We start from the raw sequence: 14,636 nt of genomic DNA on the forward strand, positions 1-14,636 counted from the left end.
GTTTGCTTCTCCTCCCGTATCGCATTGCTCTCTCTAGCGAACTATCCTTTAATCCCCGTGCTTGCGATGCCGCCGACGATATAGCGCTGCGCGAAGAAGAAGACAGCGAGCGGCGGAATCGAAATGAGGCATGTAATCGCCATGATGGACTGCATATCGACGCCGAACATGCCCTTGAACTGCGACAAGCCGAGCGTGAGCGTGTACTTCGACTGGTCGTTCAGGAAAATGAGCGGCCCCAGGTAATCGTTCCAGCAGCTCATGATCTGGAACACGGCGACGAGAATGAGCGAAGGCCCCATGAGCGGCACGATGATTCGGACCAGAATGCCCAGCTTGTTCGCGCCGTCGATCGTTGCCGCTTCATCCAGCTCGCGCGGCAGCGTCAGAATGAACTGCCTCAGCAGGAAGATGAAGTAAGCCGACCCGAACCACGATGGAACGATCAGCGGCTTGAGCGTATTGATCCAGCCCAGCTGGTTGAACTCCATATACTGCGGAATCATCGTCACTTCCCAAGGAATCATCATCGTCGCCAGGACTATGAGGAACAACGCGTTGCGTCCCTTGAATTCGAACCTCGCGAACCCGTATGCGACAAGGGTACAAGAGACGAGCTGGCCAAGCGTCGACAGCGCCGTCACGATGAGCGTATTCTTCAAGAACAGATTAAAGGGCTGTATCGTCCAGGCATCCTTGAAGTTGCCGAACTTCCATATCGAAGGAATCCACTTGGGCGGAAAAAGGTACAGCTCCGATTGCGATTTCAGCGCCGTGGTCACCGCCCAGAATAGCGGAGCGGCGAACAGCAGCGAGAAGAAGATCAATAACGCGTAGACCGCGGTCCGTTTCATGCCGATTTCCCCTTTCCGCCGGACTTCGTTTTCTTCTGCGGCCCCCGCTTCATCTCGCCTTCATAGAACACCCAAGCCTCGGAGGACTTGAATACGATGAAGGTCAACGCGAGCACGATGAGGAACATGAACCATGCGTTGGCTGCGGAATAGCCCATCTTGAAATATTTGAATGCGTTCTCATACATGTACATAGCGTAGAAATACGTGGCCTTCATCGGCCCGCCGCCCGTAAGCAGCAGCGCTAGTGTCAGCTGCTGGAACGCCGCAATAATCGACGTAATCAGGTTGAACAGAATCGTCGGACTGAGCATCGGGACCGTGATGCTGAAGAATTTCCTGACCGTGCCCGCCCCGTCCATCGAAGCCGACTCGTAGAGATCCTTCGGTATGCCCTTGAGTCCCGCGAGGAAGACGAGCATCATGGAGCCTTGTCCCCACAGGCTGGCCACGACCATCGCAACGAGCGACCACTTCGTATCATTCAGCCAGTCGGGCCCTTGAACGCCGAAGATCGACAGGATATAGTTCAGAATGCCGTAATCTCCGCTGTACACCCATGACCAGATCATCGCCAGCGCAACGCCGGAAATGACGGAGGGCAGATAGAACGCGGTACGGAATATCGCATTGCCGCGCGTGCCCTGGTTGAGCAGAACGGCAAGTCCGAGCGCGACGATAATATTGAGCGGAACGAACAAGGCCGCGAACTTGATGGTGACGCCGAACGACTTCCAGAACAGCGGATCGTCCGTGAACATCGACGCGTAATTCCCCAGGCCGATGAAATGCACCTGGCCGACGATCGGCCAATCAAAAAACGAGATAATAAGCGAGAACAACAACGGGCCTAGCGTGAAAACGAGGAATCCGAAGATCCAAGGGAAAATGAAGAGGTAGGGCGCAGCCCCACCCCATCCGCGTTTCCTTCTAGGCTTGAAGCTGGCCACGTTGTTCCCCAGTGTGTGCCGGTAGGTCTGAGCCATCTTCTAACCTTCTTTCCGAAGCTGTGATGTTATTTCAGATAACGCTCGCTGTCTTGGACCGCCTGGTTCAGCGCGTCCTGCGCGTTGCTGCCGTGCATGACCGCTTCTACCGCTGCCGATAGCTGCCGATTCACTTCATTCCACTTGGGATTAAGCAGGAATGCCGGCGTATTGTCGGAACGCTCGAGCATCGAATAATACGGCTTGTACAGCGGATCCTGGTCCTTCTTCAGCTCGTTAACGACGCTTACGCGCACGGGCAGATCGGCTACGCGCATCTTGATGGCTTCATCGGAAACGTAGTATTTGATAAACGCCCATGCGAGCTGCTTCTGCTTCGAATCCTTCGCAATGGACAAGGCCGATTCCGCGACTACGCCTTTCACCGGCTTGCCCGGGAAGGCCGGCATCTCGACCGTACCGACATCGACGCCTGCTGTCTTGAACGATTCGAGTGGCCAGATACCGCTCTCCCACATTGCGATCTTGCCGCCCTTGAAGATGTCCTCGCCGCTTTGCTGGCCTTTGCCGCCCGCCAGAACCGCCGATCCGCCCTTCAGCATATCGCCGAACATTTGAATCGCATCCGATGTTTCCTTGCTGTTCATATAGCCGTCGATCTTCGTGCCGTCATCGGAAATATAAGAACCGCCGTTGCTCCATACGAACCCTTGCAGATCGTACGTATCGTTCTCGGCGCGAACGCCGAAGCCGTACTGCTTCTTCGACCGGTCCGTCAGCTTCTTGGCGATGTCCTTGAAGTCGTCCCACGTCCAACCGTCCTTCGGATAAGGGAGGTTCGCGGCATCGAACAGCTTCTTGTTGTAGTACACGACGCGCGTCGTGAAGCCTGCCGGGATGCCGTACAGATTGCCGTCGATGGTCGCATAATTGAACAGCCCGCTGTAGAAGTCGTCCTTGTTCAGCTCCTTATCTCCGTCCGCGTAGCTGTTAAGCGGCTCTAGCGACCGGTGATACGTCGGGAAATCCCACATGTACATCACGTCAGGCGGGTTCGTAGCGCCGAAGCCCGCCGCCAGCTTCTGGTCGAAGCCGTCGGCGTACGCTTCTACCTGAATCTTCGTTCCAGGGTGGCCCGCTTCGAACTTCTTCGCGATATCCTGCTCGATCTTGAGCGCATCTCCGGTATCCCATGTCGCGAAGCGAAGCGTCTTCGTCTCCGCCGAGCCATTGCCGTTCGCGGATGGCGATATATCGCCGTTCGAGCCGTCCGTCTTGCCGCCGCATGCCGTAAGCATCGACATCGCCATTATGGTCGTCAGAACAATAATAGTGCTTTTCTTTTTCATTTCCGGCAGCTCCCCTTAGCAATGAGGTATATAATAATTGAACCGCTTTCATCATATCGAAGATGAAAGCGGTTCAAAACGGACAACTATTCGAATATAAGTGTGTTTTTGTTCGATTGCTTACGTCCGGCGGCCATCTGTTAGAGACGCGCCGTCTTTTTGTTGGGCGCGGTAGTGGCTCGGCGTTTCTCCCGTGCAGCGCTTGAACCATTTGCTGAAATATTTGCTGTCGCCAAGCCCCGTGCGCTCGGCGATTTCCTGCATGGTCAGATGGGTATCTCGCAATAATCCATAGGCCAGCTTGAGCTTCCGTTTATATTGAAAGGCGACGAAGCTGTCCCCGACCGCCTTCTTGAACAGGATCGAGAAGTGGCTTCGGCTGAGGCCGACCTGCTTCGCCACGTCGCTGACCGACCATTCGGCAGCCGGGTTATCGTGGAGCAGCTTCACGGCGCGCCAGATCGGCTCGGGCCAATCTGCCGCGGATACATTGTAGACTTTCTCCATTTCGGCCTCTTTATGCAGTGCCATCCAGGCTTCAAGCCGTTCTTCTGCGCTCGCAAGCGGTCCTCTTCTCGCCCATTGCAGCTTCGCGAACCTGCTCTTGTTCTCTACGAGCAGGCTTTCCATCGCATTCAGTCCCGACTCCGGCACGATGCAATAGCAGCGCTCGTCCCCATATGGAATCACTGCCCCCGCAACGGGCTGCTGCGCGTCATCGGCGGCTTCCGACAGCAGCTCCTGCCAGGAGCATTCACAGCCTGACGTCTTGATCAGATAGAGATAGACGGCTTCTCCGCCGAAGGACCATTCCGCGCCGGTTCGCTTCTCCAGCTCGTCGATGAATTTATCATGATGGCCGCTCAGCCAAGCGTACAGCAGCGTACTTAGACGCTCACCCTGATCGATTGCACCATCCTTGGCAGACGGCGGCTCCGAAGCCGCCGCGAGCTCGCTCTGAAACTTCGCGAGCATGCCCTCCAGCTCTTCGTCCTCGAAGGCCGTCTTCAGCAGATAGCCCGACGCGCCTAAACGTATGCCTTGCTGCGCGTACTCGAAGTCCCGGTGGCAGCTAAGCAAAATAATTTTCGTATCGGGCGCCGTCTCCTTGATTCTCCGCGACAATTCTATCCCGTTCATCTCAGGCATGACGATGTCCGTGATCACTACCTGCGGCCGATGCGCAAGGAAGGCCTCCCACGCTTTGCGGCCGTTGGGAGCGTCCGAGACGACCTCCATCCCGTACTTATCCCAAGGGACGGTCGACCGCAGTCCTTTGCGGACGATGCTCTCGTCGTCCGCGATTAACACTTTAATCAGGTTGGTTGTTTCCATGCCCGCTCTCCTCCTTCTTGGGCCATTCGATCGTAATCGCAGTCCCGGCGCCCTCCGTCGACTGCACCGTTAAACCGAATTGCAGGCCGAATTGCAGCTTGAATTTCTGATCCGCATTGCGCACGCCGAGCCCGCCCCTTCCCGCAGGCTTGTCCGCGTTCGGCGAGAGCAGGCGCGCCAATCGTTCCGGCGGAATGCCTGCGCCGTTATCGGTCAGAGTGAGCAGCAGATGATTGCCCGCTTCGCGAATCCATAACCGTATCTCGCCTTCGCCGTCCTCGAAGCCATGGAAGAAAATATTCTCGAACAGCGGCTGCAGCGTCATACGCGGAATCAGAAAGCGCTTCAGCTGCTCGTCGCATTCCAGCTTATACGTGAACACGGGTCCGTAACGAATTTCCTGGATGTTCAGAAAATGCTCGATGATGCGCAGCTCTCTGCCGAGCGGGATCAGCTCCTGCGAAATATCCAAATTGCCTTCGAGCACCATCGTCAAATGGTACAGCATCTGTCGGATATCCTCCGCGCCCTGCAGCCTCGCCTTCCATTGGATCGAGTTCAGCGTATTGAACAATAAATGCGGATTGATTTGATAATGAAACGCTTTGAGCTCCGCTTCCCGCTTCAACCGCTCGCTCCGCTCGATCTCGCCGATCAGCGACTGCACGCCGCTAACCATATTATTGAAGCTGATATCCAGGCTTCCCAGCTCATCCTTGGCCGCGACCTGCGTCCGCGTATGCAGCTTGCCGAAGCTGACCTTCTGCATCGCGTCCTTAAGGCGGCGAATCCGTGCCGTGAACCGGAAGGCGAACAAGTAGGCCAGCCCGAAGGCGAGCGCGCAGGAAGCAATGGCGACGATAAACGTATTCGATCTTATGATGCTGGAAGAACGATAGAACGATGCAGCGGGCAGCCGGGCCTCGATGCTCCATCCGTTCAAGCCGATCGTCCTGGTCCAGGTAACGTCGCTCGCGTGCGGGGAGAAAGCGGCTGCCGTCTCGTAGATCACCCGTCCGTCGGGAGCGTTGATTCGCAGATGGGCCTTCGTATCGCGCTCGAACAATTGAAACATATGAAGCAGCTCACCGGCATTCTCTTCGATGAGGATTTTGCTGCCTCTTAGCGCTCCGTAGGGATTGTTGATCGGAACGGCCAGCCCGAGCACGGGTATTCCGTTATCGGCATTATCCCCTATACCGTGATTCCGCGCGTAGAACCCGAGCCAGTACTTGCCTGCCTCGGAATCCCGCATCGCCTGCCAGGCGGGGATGTTACCGAGCTTGGACACGTCCAGATTATTATCCCCGTAATAATAGCCCGAATCGGTAATGATGTAGATGCCGGTCGTCCGATCGGTTTTAAGCGCTTTCAACAAGGCTTCGAAGTCATTCTTATCCATGATGTCGGAGTAGGCTGCAGGTGCCCGGTCCCCCAAATCCGCGCGCGCGGGATCAAGCAAATACGAATAGATCGTCTCCGTCGTCTGGTTCATTCGATTCAGATAGGAGCTTGTCTGCTGTTCCAGCTGCGCCACGGCATTCTCGCCGTATTTGCCGAACTGGGAATTAATGACCTTCGCGGATTGGTAATAGGATAAGGCGCCCAGCGAGAGCAGCGGAATAAGGGTCACGACGAGAAAGCAGAAGAGCAGCTTGGTGCGAATGCTCCGGTAAGAGCCGGGAAGAAGGCGAATGTTGAAAAGCTTATGCAATACGTCCATCTCGGTAAGCGCCCTCCGTATGCTGCAAGAGTATAGGTATTGTATTGTAGCATGGACCATTTTGCCGAACAATGTCGCGCGCACCCCGTACATTCCTTAAGTAGGATCCCCGAAACGACAAAAGCACCTCCACGAAGCCGAATTCGGAACGGACAACGTGGAAGTGCTGACGCTTATGAAGTTGTATACTCATGTCCCAGGATAAGAAATACGCTCGACGTCCAGGTAAACGCCCGATCCCGCAAGCCCTGTCCCGTCATCGCGTCGAAGTTCTCCGCCATTCCGCCGCGGTCCAGCATCGCGCAGAACCGGCGCGATACTTCCTCCGCCAGCTCGCGGTCGCCCGCTGCGGCGACGCCCTCGACGAGCAGCATCGTCGACGGTGCCCAGATCGGCCCCCGCCAATAGCCGTCGGGATTATAGAATCGGCTGCTCACGCTCTCCGTCGCCCAGCCGTTCGCCGTCAGAAATCTGCTCTCGTCTCTGAGCCCTGCCAACAGCGCCGTTCGGATGGACTCCGGCAGACGCTTGCCTAACAGAATCGGAACGAACAAGAGCAGGCTGTCCCCTTCGGATGCCTCGTGCGTGCCGGAGCGGCAAGCCATGAATTGGCCGTCATGCCAGAAATGGGCGATCATCTTCTCCAGTGTGCCCGCAGCAAGCGCCAGCCATTCGAGCGCTTCTTCCTTCAACCCAAGCCGCTCGGCGATCTCGGCCAATACTTCCGCTTGCAGAATCAGGAAGGCTGCCAGATCGGGACTCTCGACCGGTATGCCGTTGTTGAACGCCGTGCTGTTATCCCAGCCGGAATCATTGCCATGGTTGTACTGCGGAATGCCGTCGCCGTCCGCGTCGCGGTAACGGAACCACCACATGGTCCATCGCGATAGCGGTCCGTACGCCTCCCGAAGCTGCGCCTCTTGAATGTAATCGGTCCGGGCCATCATCCAAGCCAGCGTCCAGCCGTGAATCGGCGGCTTGTTGCAATTCCACAGCTCATACTTGTCATTGATAAAATCCGGAATAAGCCCGCTCGCATCCTGCCGGTCGAAGAAAATCATGAATTGGTCCCATGCCAGCTTCGGATCGTGGCGGACGAGCGCCATGGCATTGAAGCAGTGGTCCCAGCTCCAAATATTCGTCATCCAGTTCTTCGACATATACATCGCAGGACGCGTAAGGCAGCCCTCGGCCGGAACGAGGCATGACCATGTAATATACGCGGCAAGCGCACGGCTGTCTTCCCAGCGCTGCGGCATGGATAAGCTATTGTTCAGCCATTGGCCGAACTCTTCCCTCGCTTGCCGAATGATCTCGTCGAACGGTTCCCACGCCGTTCTCGGCTCCCATACGGTGCGGAATTCTTCAATGGCGAATTCCGAGCTCCCTGACGATTGCCCGGGCAAGAATTGGGCAATGACATAAGCGCTCTTGATGGCATCCCACGGCACTTCCATCTGCAGCTCGCCGACGATTGCCGTCAGCATGAATCGGCATTCATGGGTGAAGCTGTTCACTTCCCAGCTGCCTTGCGACGCCTGGCAGGCATAATCGTATGCCGCCGTACGGAAGGTCAGGCGGATACCGCAGCCATGCGTCCGGACGCGGAATGTCCGGCTGTCGGCGATGCAGATCTCCGCCGTCAGGCCGCCCTCCGATTGCAGCCGAACGCGATCGGGCGATGCCTCGGCCGCGAACGGAACGACATGGCCGTGCCCATCCAGCATATCGATCCGGAAGGCCTCTCCGAATTTATCGTCGCCGCCGCGGACGGTGCGCATATAGAGGCCTTGCTCTCTATCTTGGGCCTCAGGCAGGATCGAGATCGCCAGGAACGATCCCCTTCGGCTGAACGGTACGGTATTCAAGTCAACGTTCATATCTAACCTCCCTCTCGGAATCGTATGCGCATTCGTATGCGCTTTCATTGTACCGAAAGGAGGAATCGGGCAGAACCGACAGTTGTTCTGCGATGGGGAGGGATTTTGTTGCGCAATCGGCCCGCGCGGGAATGGAGGTGGACATTTGTTCGATGGAAGGCGTGATTTTGTTCGATGGCGCGGTTGTGTTCGATGGATGACGTGGTTGTGTTCGATGGATGACGTGGTTGTGTTCGATGAAAGGCATCGCTGCCCCAAGCGGCCATCAGGCATCAGGCATCAGGCGTGGGGCAGCACTCCTTTCGCGAGGAGATCTGTGCGCGGATTGCGTCATGAAGCGAAGGGAGGATCAGTGCAGTTGCCCGTCCCGTTGGTTCCTGCGGTGCTTGGGCCAGCGGACGATCAGCAGATAGAACAGCAGCGGCATCGGACATTGAATGAGCCCCCATATTCCCCAGAACCAGGGGTAACGGCTGTGCTTCTTCGCATCCGCGAACAGCCAATTGGCCTGGCACAGCAGGATGGCGATGGCGGCGAGGACAATGATGAGTTCCCGGCCGGTCATAAGCGCTGCCTCCTTGCTTTGCCGAATTTGAACGCGCCGGCAATTAACGCCGCGCCGGCTGCGCCGAACACGCACATCTGCAGAACGGCGAACCACACCAGACTGCTCTGCCAGACGAGCAGCAGACCGCCAAGCACGATCACGCTCACCAGCCAGAACGCGTACCGCTCCAGCCTGCGGCGGCGGCGCGATTGTGCCTTGCCGTCCCGCACCAGCCGCACGAAAGCTTCATCCCCGATAGGAGGCGGTTCAATCGACGCATCCCATTCCTCCACATGCTCGCCCAGCAGCTCTTGATACGCTCGCTCGAGCTCGGCGTCATCCTTGCGTTGCTTCATCGTTCTGCAACTCCTTCTTCAGTTTGATCAGCCCGTTGTGCAGCCTGGACTTCACCGTTCCGACGGGAATGTCCATCCAGGCGGCGATCTCCTCGTAGCCGTAACCGTAGTAATGTTTCAGCAAGATCGGAACGCGCATATCGTAGGACAGCCCGCCGAGCGCATCCAGCGCATCCGGCCAATCCTGCTGCCGCAGCGCCGCCTGGAAGCGGATCCCTTGCAGCGCCTGCTGCTCCGTCTGCCATCGGCGCAGCCGCTTCTCCTTGCGCATCTCGTCGATGTAGCGCCTTGTCGCGATGGCGATCAGCCAAGTGGAAAATTTACTCTTGCGCTGGAAGCTTCCGATCCGCTCGATCGCCCGCAGCATCGTGTCCTGCACGAGATCTTCCGCCATGGCCTTGTTCATCGTAATTTTGAGCATGTATTTGTAAAGCATGCCGTAGTGACTGCGAAGCAGGCTTGCGAGCGCTTCGTCGTCGCCGCGTACGGCACGCGCAATCAGATGTTCGTCTTCCGCCGTCGGCGCTGCGCTGGACATGCGAAGGCTCCTTTCGGTGTCGTGGGGATCTTTTAAAATCGTTTGGAACCTTTCGGTGTCGTGGGACTCATTCGGTTTCGCCCGGTACCGATTAGTTTCGGTATCGCCTATACGACGACGGGGTATTCCCTTTTGTTCACGCTCCGCTCAAAAAAAACGGCCGCCCCCGTTATTCGGGAACGAACCGTTCGCTGACATGCATATTGGCGTTATTGGCTGCCGTCAAATCGTCATGGCGCCGAAGCCGCCGTCCACGCGGACCAGCGAGCCCGTCACGTAACCGGAAGCCGCTTCCGACGCCAGCCAGACGGCCGCGCCCTGCAGCTCCTTCGCATCGCCGAACCGCTTCATCGGCGTATGGCCCATGATGCTCTCCACCCGCTCCGGCGAGAGGATCGCGCGGTTCTGCTCCGCCGGGAAGAAGCCGGGGATGATCGCGTTGACGCGAATGCCGTGCGGCGCGAATTCCCTGGCCAGAAACTGCGTCATGCTGTTGACCGCATGCTTCGACGCCGAATACGTGAACACGCGCGAAAGCGGCGGTCCCGCGGAAACGGAGCTGATCGTAATGATGCTGCCGCCATGGCCGGCGTCGATCATCGATTGGCCGAACACCTGGCAGGCCAGCATAACGCTCTTCGCGTTCACGTCCATGATGCGGTCCCATTCTTCTTCCGTAATGTCGAAGAACGGAGTCGCGCTGTTCGTACCTGCCGCATGCAGCATTATATCGCTTCGGCCGTTCGGCGACCAGGCGTTGATCTCGCCCGCCGCGCGCTGCAGGTCGGCTTTGGATACGGCGTCCGCCCGGAATACGGCCGCTCGGCCGGAAGCGAGCAGCGGCTCCAGCTTGGGCGCGGACTTCTCCGGATCGCGGACGACGAGCGCCGCATGCGCGCCATGGCCGATCAGCGCCTCCGCCATCACGCTGCCGAGCGTGCTGCCCGCGCCGATAATGACCGCCGTGCGGCCCGTTAAATCAAATAACGTACTCATTGTTGCCAGTCGCCTCCAAGGGCGGCGAAAGAAGTCAGGCCCCGCTTTCGGCCGAATGCTGCAGCATGCGCCGCCGGTACGATTCCGGGCTCTCGCCGACGGTCGTCTTGAACAGCCTGCTGAAATGCGGCAGCTGATGGAAACCGACGGCGCGGCACACGTCGGACACCGATTGGCGCGGCTCCAGCCGAAACATCATTTTGGCCTGATTAATGCGCCGATTGTATAAATATTTGAACACGGTCGTGCCGGTTACGTCTTTGAACAGATTGGATAAGTACGGTTTCGTCAGATGGAGCGCGCTTGCGATGTCGTCAAGCGTGATCTCCATGGCGTAATGGTCCTCGAGGTAGGAAATGACGCTCTGCACATGCTGCTCCTTCAGCGACCGGTGTTCCCGCTCGTTGACCGGCGCGACGCACCAGTCCCGAATCAGATGCAGCAGCTCGATGACGCGGATCACGAACCGATCGTATGCGACCCGGACGCCCGCTTCGTTCGTGCGCACGTACAGCCGGTTCATCTCGCCCAGCAAGGTCTCCAGCTCCGCCTGATCGCCGGGACTGAGCGAGATGCGGAAATTGCGCAAATTCTCGAACGGCTTCAGCAGCATCGCCGCCGTATCGGGCTGAAGAATGCGGTGCACGTAAGCAGGATCCATATGGATGATCGTGCGGACATACGGCTTCTCCGGCGACGGGTTCGGACAATGCAGCGTCATGCCATGCATCAGAATCAGATCGCCCGGCTGCAGCGTGATCAGCTTGTCGCCGATCAAATAGTTGCATTCGCCTTCCTGAAAATAATACATTTCATAGAACGCATGCGAATGGAACTGCGCGCCCGGCATCGGCGAATCGTTGCGGTACATGAGTTCAATCGGCTGCTGCCATTGCATAGTGAGCGACATTTCGGCTCCCTCCAAATGGTTGCCCGTGTCCGGGCGAGCTATTGAACCCATTGTATCATGCGCTCCCTTCCAAGCCCATAGCGGATGGCTACAGCCGAACCGCTTTATTTTGCGCCGCGATGCACAGCTCCGCGGCCTTGAACGCGTGCGCCTGCGTCATCGCGTTCTCCGTCCGGTTCAGGCAGTCGAGAATCAGCTCGCCGAAGAACGGGAAGCCGACTTGGCCGCCGACGGACAGATGATGCTCGCCCTCGTGATTGACCAGATAGACGTGATCCCCGCTGCGGTCGCGCCCGACATCGATGTACTTGCGCAGCTCGATGTAGCCGTCCGTGCCGAGAATGATCGTTCGGCCGTCACCCCATGTGCCGAGCCCGTTCGGCGTCAGCCAATCGACGCGGAAATAGTTCGTCGCCCCGTTGTCGCCGATCAGCGTCGCATCCCCGAAGTCCTCTAGTTCCGGCACGTCCGGGTTGTTGTAATTCGCTACCTTGCTGCTCGCCACCGCGGCGTCCTTGCAGCCGGCGAAATACAGAAACTGCTCGATCTGATGGCTGCCGATATCCGTCAGGATGCCGCCGTACTGCGCCTTGCGGAAAAACCAGTCCGGCCGAGACGGCTTGTTCAGCCGGTGCGGGCCGGTGCCGATGACCTGCACGACGCGGCCGATGGCGCCTTCCTGGATGAGGCGGCCGGCATAGATGGCGCTCTCCACGTGCAGCCGCTCGCTGTAATAGACCATATATTTGCGCCTCGTCGCCTCGGCGGCCGCGCGCGCTTCGGCCAGCTGCTCCAGCGTGGTGAACGGCGTCTTGTCCGTGAAGTAATCTTTGCCGTGCCGCATGACCCGGACGCCGAGCGGCCCCCGGTCGGACGGAATCGCCGCCGCCGCCACGAGCTTGACTTCGCCGTCCTCCAGAATGACCTCGGGCGAGGACGCGGCCTGCGCCTGCGGGTACGCCTGGATGAACTGCGCGACTTTGGCCGGATCCGGGTCGTACACCCATTTCAGCGTCGCGCCCGCTTCCAGCAGCCCGTTCGTCATGCCGTAAATATGCCCGTGATCCAGTGCCATCGCCGCGAATACGAATTCGCCCGGCCCGCAGACCGGCGACGGCTTCACGATCGATACGGGCGCGTAGTTCATGCCGTCGCCGCGATTGACCGCCGCCATCAGATCTTCACCTCGGCCGGCTGCGTCCGTTTGAATTTGGACGTCGCGATCCGCTTGTTCAGCTCCGCCTCGTGCAGCGCTTCGTCAAGCGGCAGGTCGACCCAGTCGTCCAGCCACGTGGACAGATGCATCGCGTTGGAGAGCGTCAGGCCGTAGATGCCCTCTTCCCCCGGCGCGACAAGCGGCGTGCCGTGCAGCACGGCGTCGGTGAAGTTCTGGAGAATGCCTGCATGCTCCGGGCTCGGGCCCGCTGCCGGCAGCTCGATCTTCCATACTTCCGGGGAAGCGAACGGTTCTTTGTTGCGCGCGTTGAACGCCGCTTCGTCCTCGCGGAGGCGGTAGAGCGTCATGCGGTCGTCTTCGATGACGATTTTGCCGCGGCTGCCCGACACCTCGAGCCGGTTCGTGCCGGGCGCGTCGGAGGTGGACGTAATGAAGACCGCCGTCGCGCCGTTCTCGTATTCCGCGTACGCCGTAACGTCGTTCTCGACTTCGATGTCGCGGTTCTTGCCGAACTGGCAGAACGCGCGCATGCGCTTCGGCATCATGCCTGTCGTCCACTGCCACAGGTCCAGCTGATGCGGGCATTGGTTGATCAGCACGCCGCCGCCTTCGCCGCCCCAAGTCGCCCGCCACGTGCCGGAATCGTAATACACCTGCGTCCGGTACCAGTTCGTGATGATCCAGTTGATGCGGCGGACGTCGCCGATTTCGCCCGATGCGATCAGCTCGCGCAGCTTCTGATAGAGCGGGTTCATGCGCTGGTTGTAGACGATGCCGAACTTCTTGCCGCTCGCCGCCGCCGCGTCGTTCATCTCCCGCACCTGCTTCGCATAGACGCCCGCGGGCTTCTCGATCAGCACGTGCACGCCTTTCCCGAGGGCCCCGATCGCTTCCGCCGGATGATCATAATGCGGCGTCGCCACGATGATCGCGTCGACAAGGCCGGAATCGATCATGTCGGACGCGTTCTCGAATACGGCCACTTTGCCGGCGAAATGTTCTTTTGCCCATTCGCGCTTGCTCTCGAAGCCGTCGCATACCGCGGTCAAGACCGCGCCTTTGATTTTGCCGGAAGTGAGAATTCCCGCATGTCCCGAACCCATGTTGCCAATGCCGATAATGCCGTACCTTACTTCGCTCATTGGATTTCCTCCATCCATAATTTCATTTGATGCGCATACGTCCGCAGCATCGTCCGCGTATCGAACGTCCCGCTGAAATCTTCTACGCCGAACCAGCCGTCGTAACCGACCGCCTTCAAATCCGTCAGCACCTGCTTCCACGGCACGACGCCGTTCGCGATCGGCGCCCAGCCGCTCTTCCAGTCCACCGGCTTCAAATGATCGGCCGTCTCGCCCGGCGACGACGACTGCCAGCCCGCGTTCTTCACATGCACATGCGCCAGATACGGTCCCAGCAGCTCCATGCCCATCCGGTAATTCTCGAAGCCCTCATGCACCATGTTGCCCGGGTCGTACAGCACGCCGATCGCGTCCGGGTTGAACGGCGCAACGAGCCGATGCGCCAGCGACGCGCTCGGAGCGATCGTCACATGATGCGTCTCGACCAGCGCCTTGATGCCGAAATCGAGGGCGAGCCGCTCGACTTCCCTTAAGTAGTTCGTCGCCTGCACGAACAGCTCGCCGTACGGGCGGCTTCTGTCATAGGTCGGTACCCCGACGCGAACCATCGAGGCGTCGAGACGTTTGGCGAGCCGCATGACTTGCTCGGTTCCTTCGACGTCGCCGCAGTTTAAGTAAGGCGTGACCGCGATCGCCTGCCGGTTATGGCTGGCCGCGGCGCCGCGGAAACGGTTGATTTCTTCCTCGGCCGCATCCGGCGAGATCGTGCATTGATTGTTGCCCCAGAAGGAAGGCCGTTCCTTCCGCACCTCGTCCGGCGTGTCCTTGCAGCGCCATTCAAGACCCGTGATGCCTGCGGCTGCAGCCGCTTCGCAAAGCTCTTCGGGCGTCATGTCCGGCGCCGCGACGGTAAATACGGATAGTTTCAACATGCGGTGATGC

Annotated in this window: 14 protein-coding genes; all 14 read right to left on the minus strand. The window is 58.8% G+C overall.

Annotated features, from left to right (window positions below):
• Window positions 1-41 precede the first annotated feature (41 nt).
• Window positions 42-854: a carbohydrate ABC transporter permease gene (locus tag GXP70_RS25060; protein ID WP_162359326.1), complete on the minus strand. Its 813-nt coding sequence runs from the start codon at window positions 852-854 to the stop codon at window positions 42-44.
• Complete coding sequence (locus tag GXP70_RS25065; protein WP_162359327.1) at window positions 851-1,840, minus strand: carbohydrate ABC transporter permease; 990 nt, start codon at window positions 1,838-1,840, stop codon at window positions 851-853. Before GXP70_RS25065 ends, GXP70_RS25060 begins: the two co-directional genes overlap by 4 nt.
• A 29-nt stretch (window positions 1,841-1,869) precedes the next feature.
• On the minus strand, window positions 1,870-3,150 hold the full coding sequence (locus GXP70_RS25070) for an ABC transporter substrate-binding protein (protein WP_162359328.1): 1,281 nt from the start codon (window positions 3,148-3,150) through the stop codon (window positions 1,870-1,872).
• A 120-nt stretch (window positions 3,151-3,270) separates the two neighbouring features.
• Entirely contained in the window at window positions 3,271-4,485 is a 1,215-nt protein-coding gene (locus tag GXP70_RS25075; RefSeq protein ID WP_162359329.1) for a response regulator transcription factor, read from the minus strand.
• Window positions 4,463-6,208, minus strand: a complete 1,746-nt coding sequence (locus tag GXP70_RS25080; RefSeq protein ID WP_162359330.1) for a sensor histidine kinase — start codon at window positions 6,206-6,208, stop codon at window positions 4,463-4,465. Before GXP70_RS25080 ends, GXP70_RS25075 begins: the two co-directional genes overlap by 23 nt.
• Window positions 6,209-6,381: 173 nt before the next feature.
• Window positions 6,382-8,088, minus strand: coding sequence for an amylo-alpha-1,6-glucosidase (locus GXP70_RS25085; protein ID WP_162359331.1), 1,707 nt, complete (start codon window positions 8,086-8,088; stop codon window positions 6,382-6,384).
• A 349-nt stretch (window positions 8,089-8,437) separates the two neighbouring features.
• Window positions 8,438-8,653 carry a transcriptional regulator gene (locus GXP70_RS25090; protein ID WP_162359332.1) on the minus strand — a complete coding sequence of 72 codons (216 nt, stop codon included), beginning with the start codon at window positions 8,651-8,653 and terminating at the stop codon, window positions 8,438-8,440.
• Window positions 8,650-8,991 carry a DUF5345 family protein gene (locus GXP70_RS25095; RefSeq protein ID WP_162359333.1) on the minus strand — a complete coding sequence of 114 codons (342 nt, stop codon included), beginning with the start codon at window positions 8,989-8,991 and terminating at the stop codon, window positions 8,650-8,652. The genes GXP70_RS25090 and GXP70_RS25095 overlap by 4 nt, the downstream gene beginning before the upstream one ends.
• Window positions 8,972-9,529 (minus strand): RNA polymerase sigma factor SigY, encoded by a 558-nt coding sequence (gene sigY / locus GXP70_RS25100; RefSeq protein WP_162359334.1) that lies wholly within the window; start codon window positions 9,527-9,529, stop codon window positions 8,972-8,974. Before sigY ends, GXP70_RS25095 begins: the two co-directional genes overlap by 20 nt.
• Before the next feature lie 222 nt (window positions 9,530-9,751).
• Window positions 9,752-10,525, minus strand: coding sequence for an SDR family oxidoreductase (locus tag GXP70_RS25105; protein ID WP_162359335.1), 774 nt, complete (start codon window positions 10,523-10,525; stop codon window positions 9,752-9,754).
• A 34-nt stretch (window positions 10,526-10,559) separates the two neighbouring features.
• Entirely contained in the window at window positions 10,560-11,435 is an 876-nt protein-coding gene (locus GXP70_RS25110) for an AraC family transcriptional regulator (RefSeq protein WP_162359336.1), read from the minus strand.
• An 88-nt stretch (window positions 11,436-11,523) separates the two neighbouring features.
• Window positions 11,524-12,609, minus strand: a complete 1,086-nt coding sequence (locus tag GXP70_RS25115; protein ID WP_162359337.1) for a Gfo/Idh/MocA family protein — start codon at window positions 12,607-12,609, stop codon at window positions 11,524-11,526.
• Window positions 12,609-13,754, minus strand: coding sequence for a Gfo/Idh/MocA family protein (locus tag GXP70_RS25120; RefSeq protein ID WP_162359338.1), 1,146 nt, complete (start codon window positions 13,752-13,754; stop codon window positions 12,609-12,611). Before GXP70_RS25120 ends, GXP70_RS25115 begins: the two co-directional genes overlap by 1 nt.
• Window positions 13,751-14,623: a sugar phosphate isomerase/epimerase family protein gene (locus GXP70_RS25125; protein ID WP_162360674.1), complete on the minus strand. Its 873-nt coding sequence runs from the start codon at window positions 14,621-14,623 to the stop codon at window positions 13,751-13,753. Before GXP70_RS25125 ends, GXP70_RS25120 begins: the two co-directional genes overlap by 4 nt.
• Window positions 14,624-14,636 lie beyond the last annotated feature (13 nt).

Source organism: Paenibacillus lycopersici (genome assembly GCF_010119935.1).
In the GTDB taxonomy this organism is placed as follows: domain Bacteria; phylum Bacillota; class Bacilli; order Paenibacillales; family Paenibacillaceae; genus Paenibacillus_Z; species Paenibacillus_Z lycopersici.

Bases quoted from the DNA above. Each gene is read 5' to 3' on its own strand.
- GXP70_RS25060 (WP_162359326.1), bottom strand. From the start codon at position 854: ATGAAACGGACCGCGGTCTACGCGTTATTGATCTTCTTCTCGCTGCTG.
- GXP70_RS25065 (WP_162359327.1), bottom strand. From the start codon at position 1,840: ATGGCTCAGACCTACCGGCACACACTGGGGAACAACGTGGCCAGCTTC.
- GXP70_RS25070 (WP_162359328.1), bottom strand. From the start codon at position 3,150: ATGAAAAAGAAAAGCACTATTATTGTTCTGACGACCATAATGGCGATG.
- GXP70_RS25075 (WP_162359329.1), bottom strand. From the start codon at position 4,485: ATGGAAACAACCAACCTGATTAAAGTGTTAATCGCGGACGACGAGAGC.
- GXP70_RS25080 (WP_162359330.1), bottom strand. From the start codon at position 6,208: ATGGACGTATTGCATAAGCTTTTCAACATTCGCCTTCTTCCCGGCTCT.
- GXP70_RS25085 (WP_162359331.1), bottom strand. From the start codon at position 8,088: ATGAACGTTGACTTGAATACCGTACCGTTCAGCCGAAGGGGATCGTTC.
- GXP70_RS25090 (WP_162359332.1), bottom strand. From the start codon at position 8,653: ATGACCGGCCGGGAACTCATCATTGTCCTCGCCGCCATCGCCATCCTG.
- GXP70_RS25095 (WP_162359333.1), bottom strand. From the start codon at position 8,991: ATGAAGCAACGCAAGGATGACGCCGAGCTCGAGCGAGCGTATCAAGAG.
- sigY (WP_162359334.1), bottom strand. From the start codon at position 9,529: ATGTCCAGCGCAGCGCCGACGGCGGAAGACGAACATCTGATTGCGCGT.
- GXP70_RS25105 (WP_162359335.1), bottom strand. From the start codon at position 10,525: ATGAGTACGTTATTTGATTTAACGGGCCGCACGGCGGTCATTATCGGC.
- GXP70_RS25110 (WP_162359336.1), bottom strand. From the start codon at position 11,435: ATGTCGCTCACTATGCAATGGCAGCAGCCGATTGAACTCATGTACCGC.
- GXP70_RS25115 (WP_162359337.1), bottom strand. From the start codon at position 12,609: ATGGCGGCGGTCAATCGCGGCGACGGCATGAACTACGCGCCCGTATCG.
- GXP70_RS25120 (WP_162359338.1), bottom strand. From the start codon at position 13,754: ATGAGCGAAGTAAGGTACGGCATTATCGGCATTGGCAACATGGGTTCG.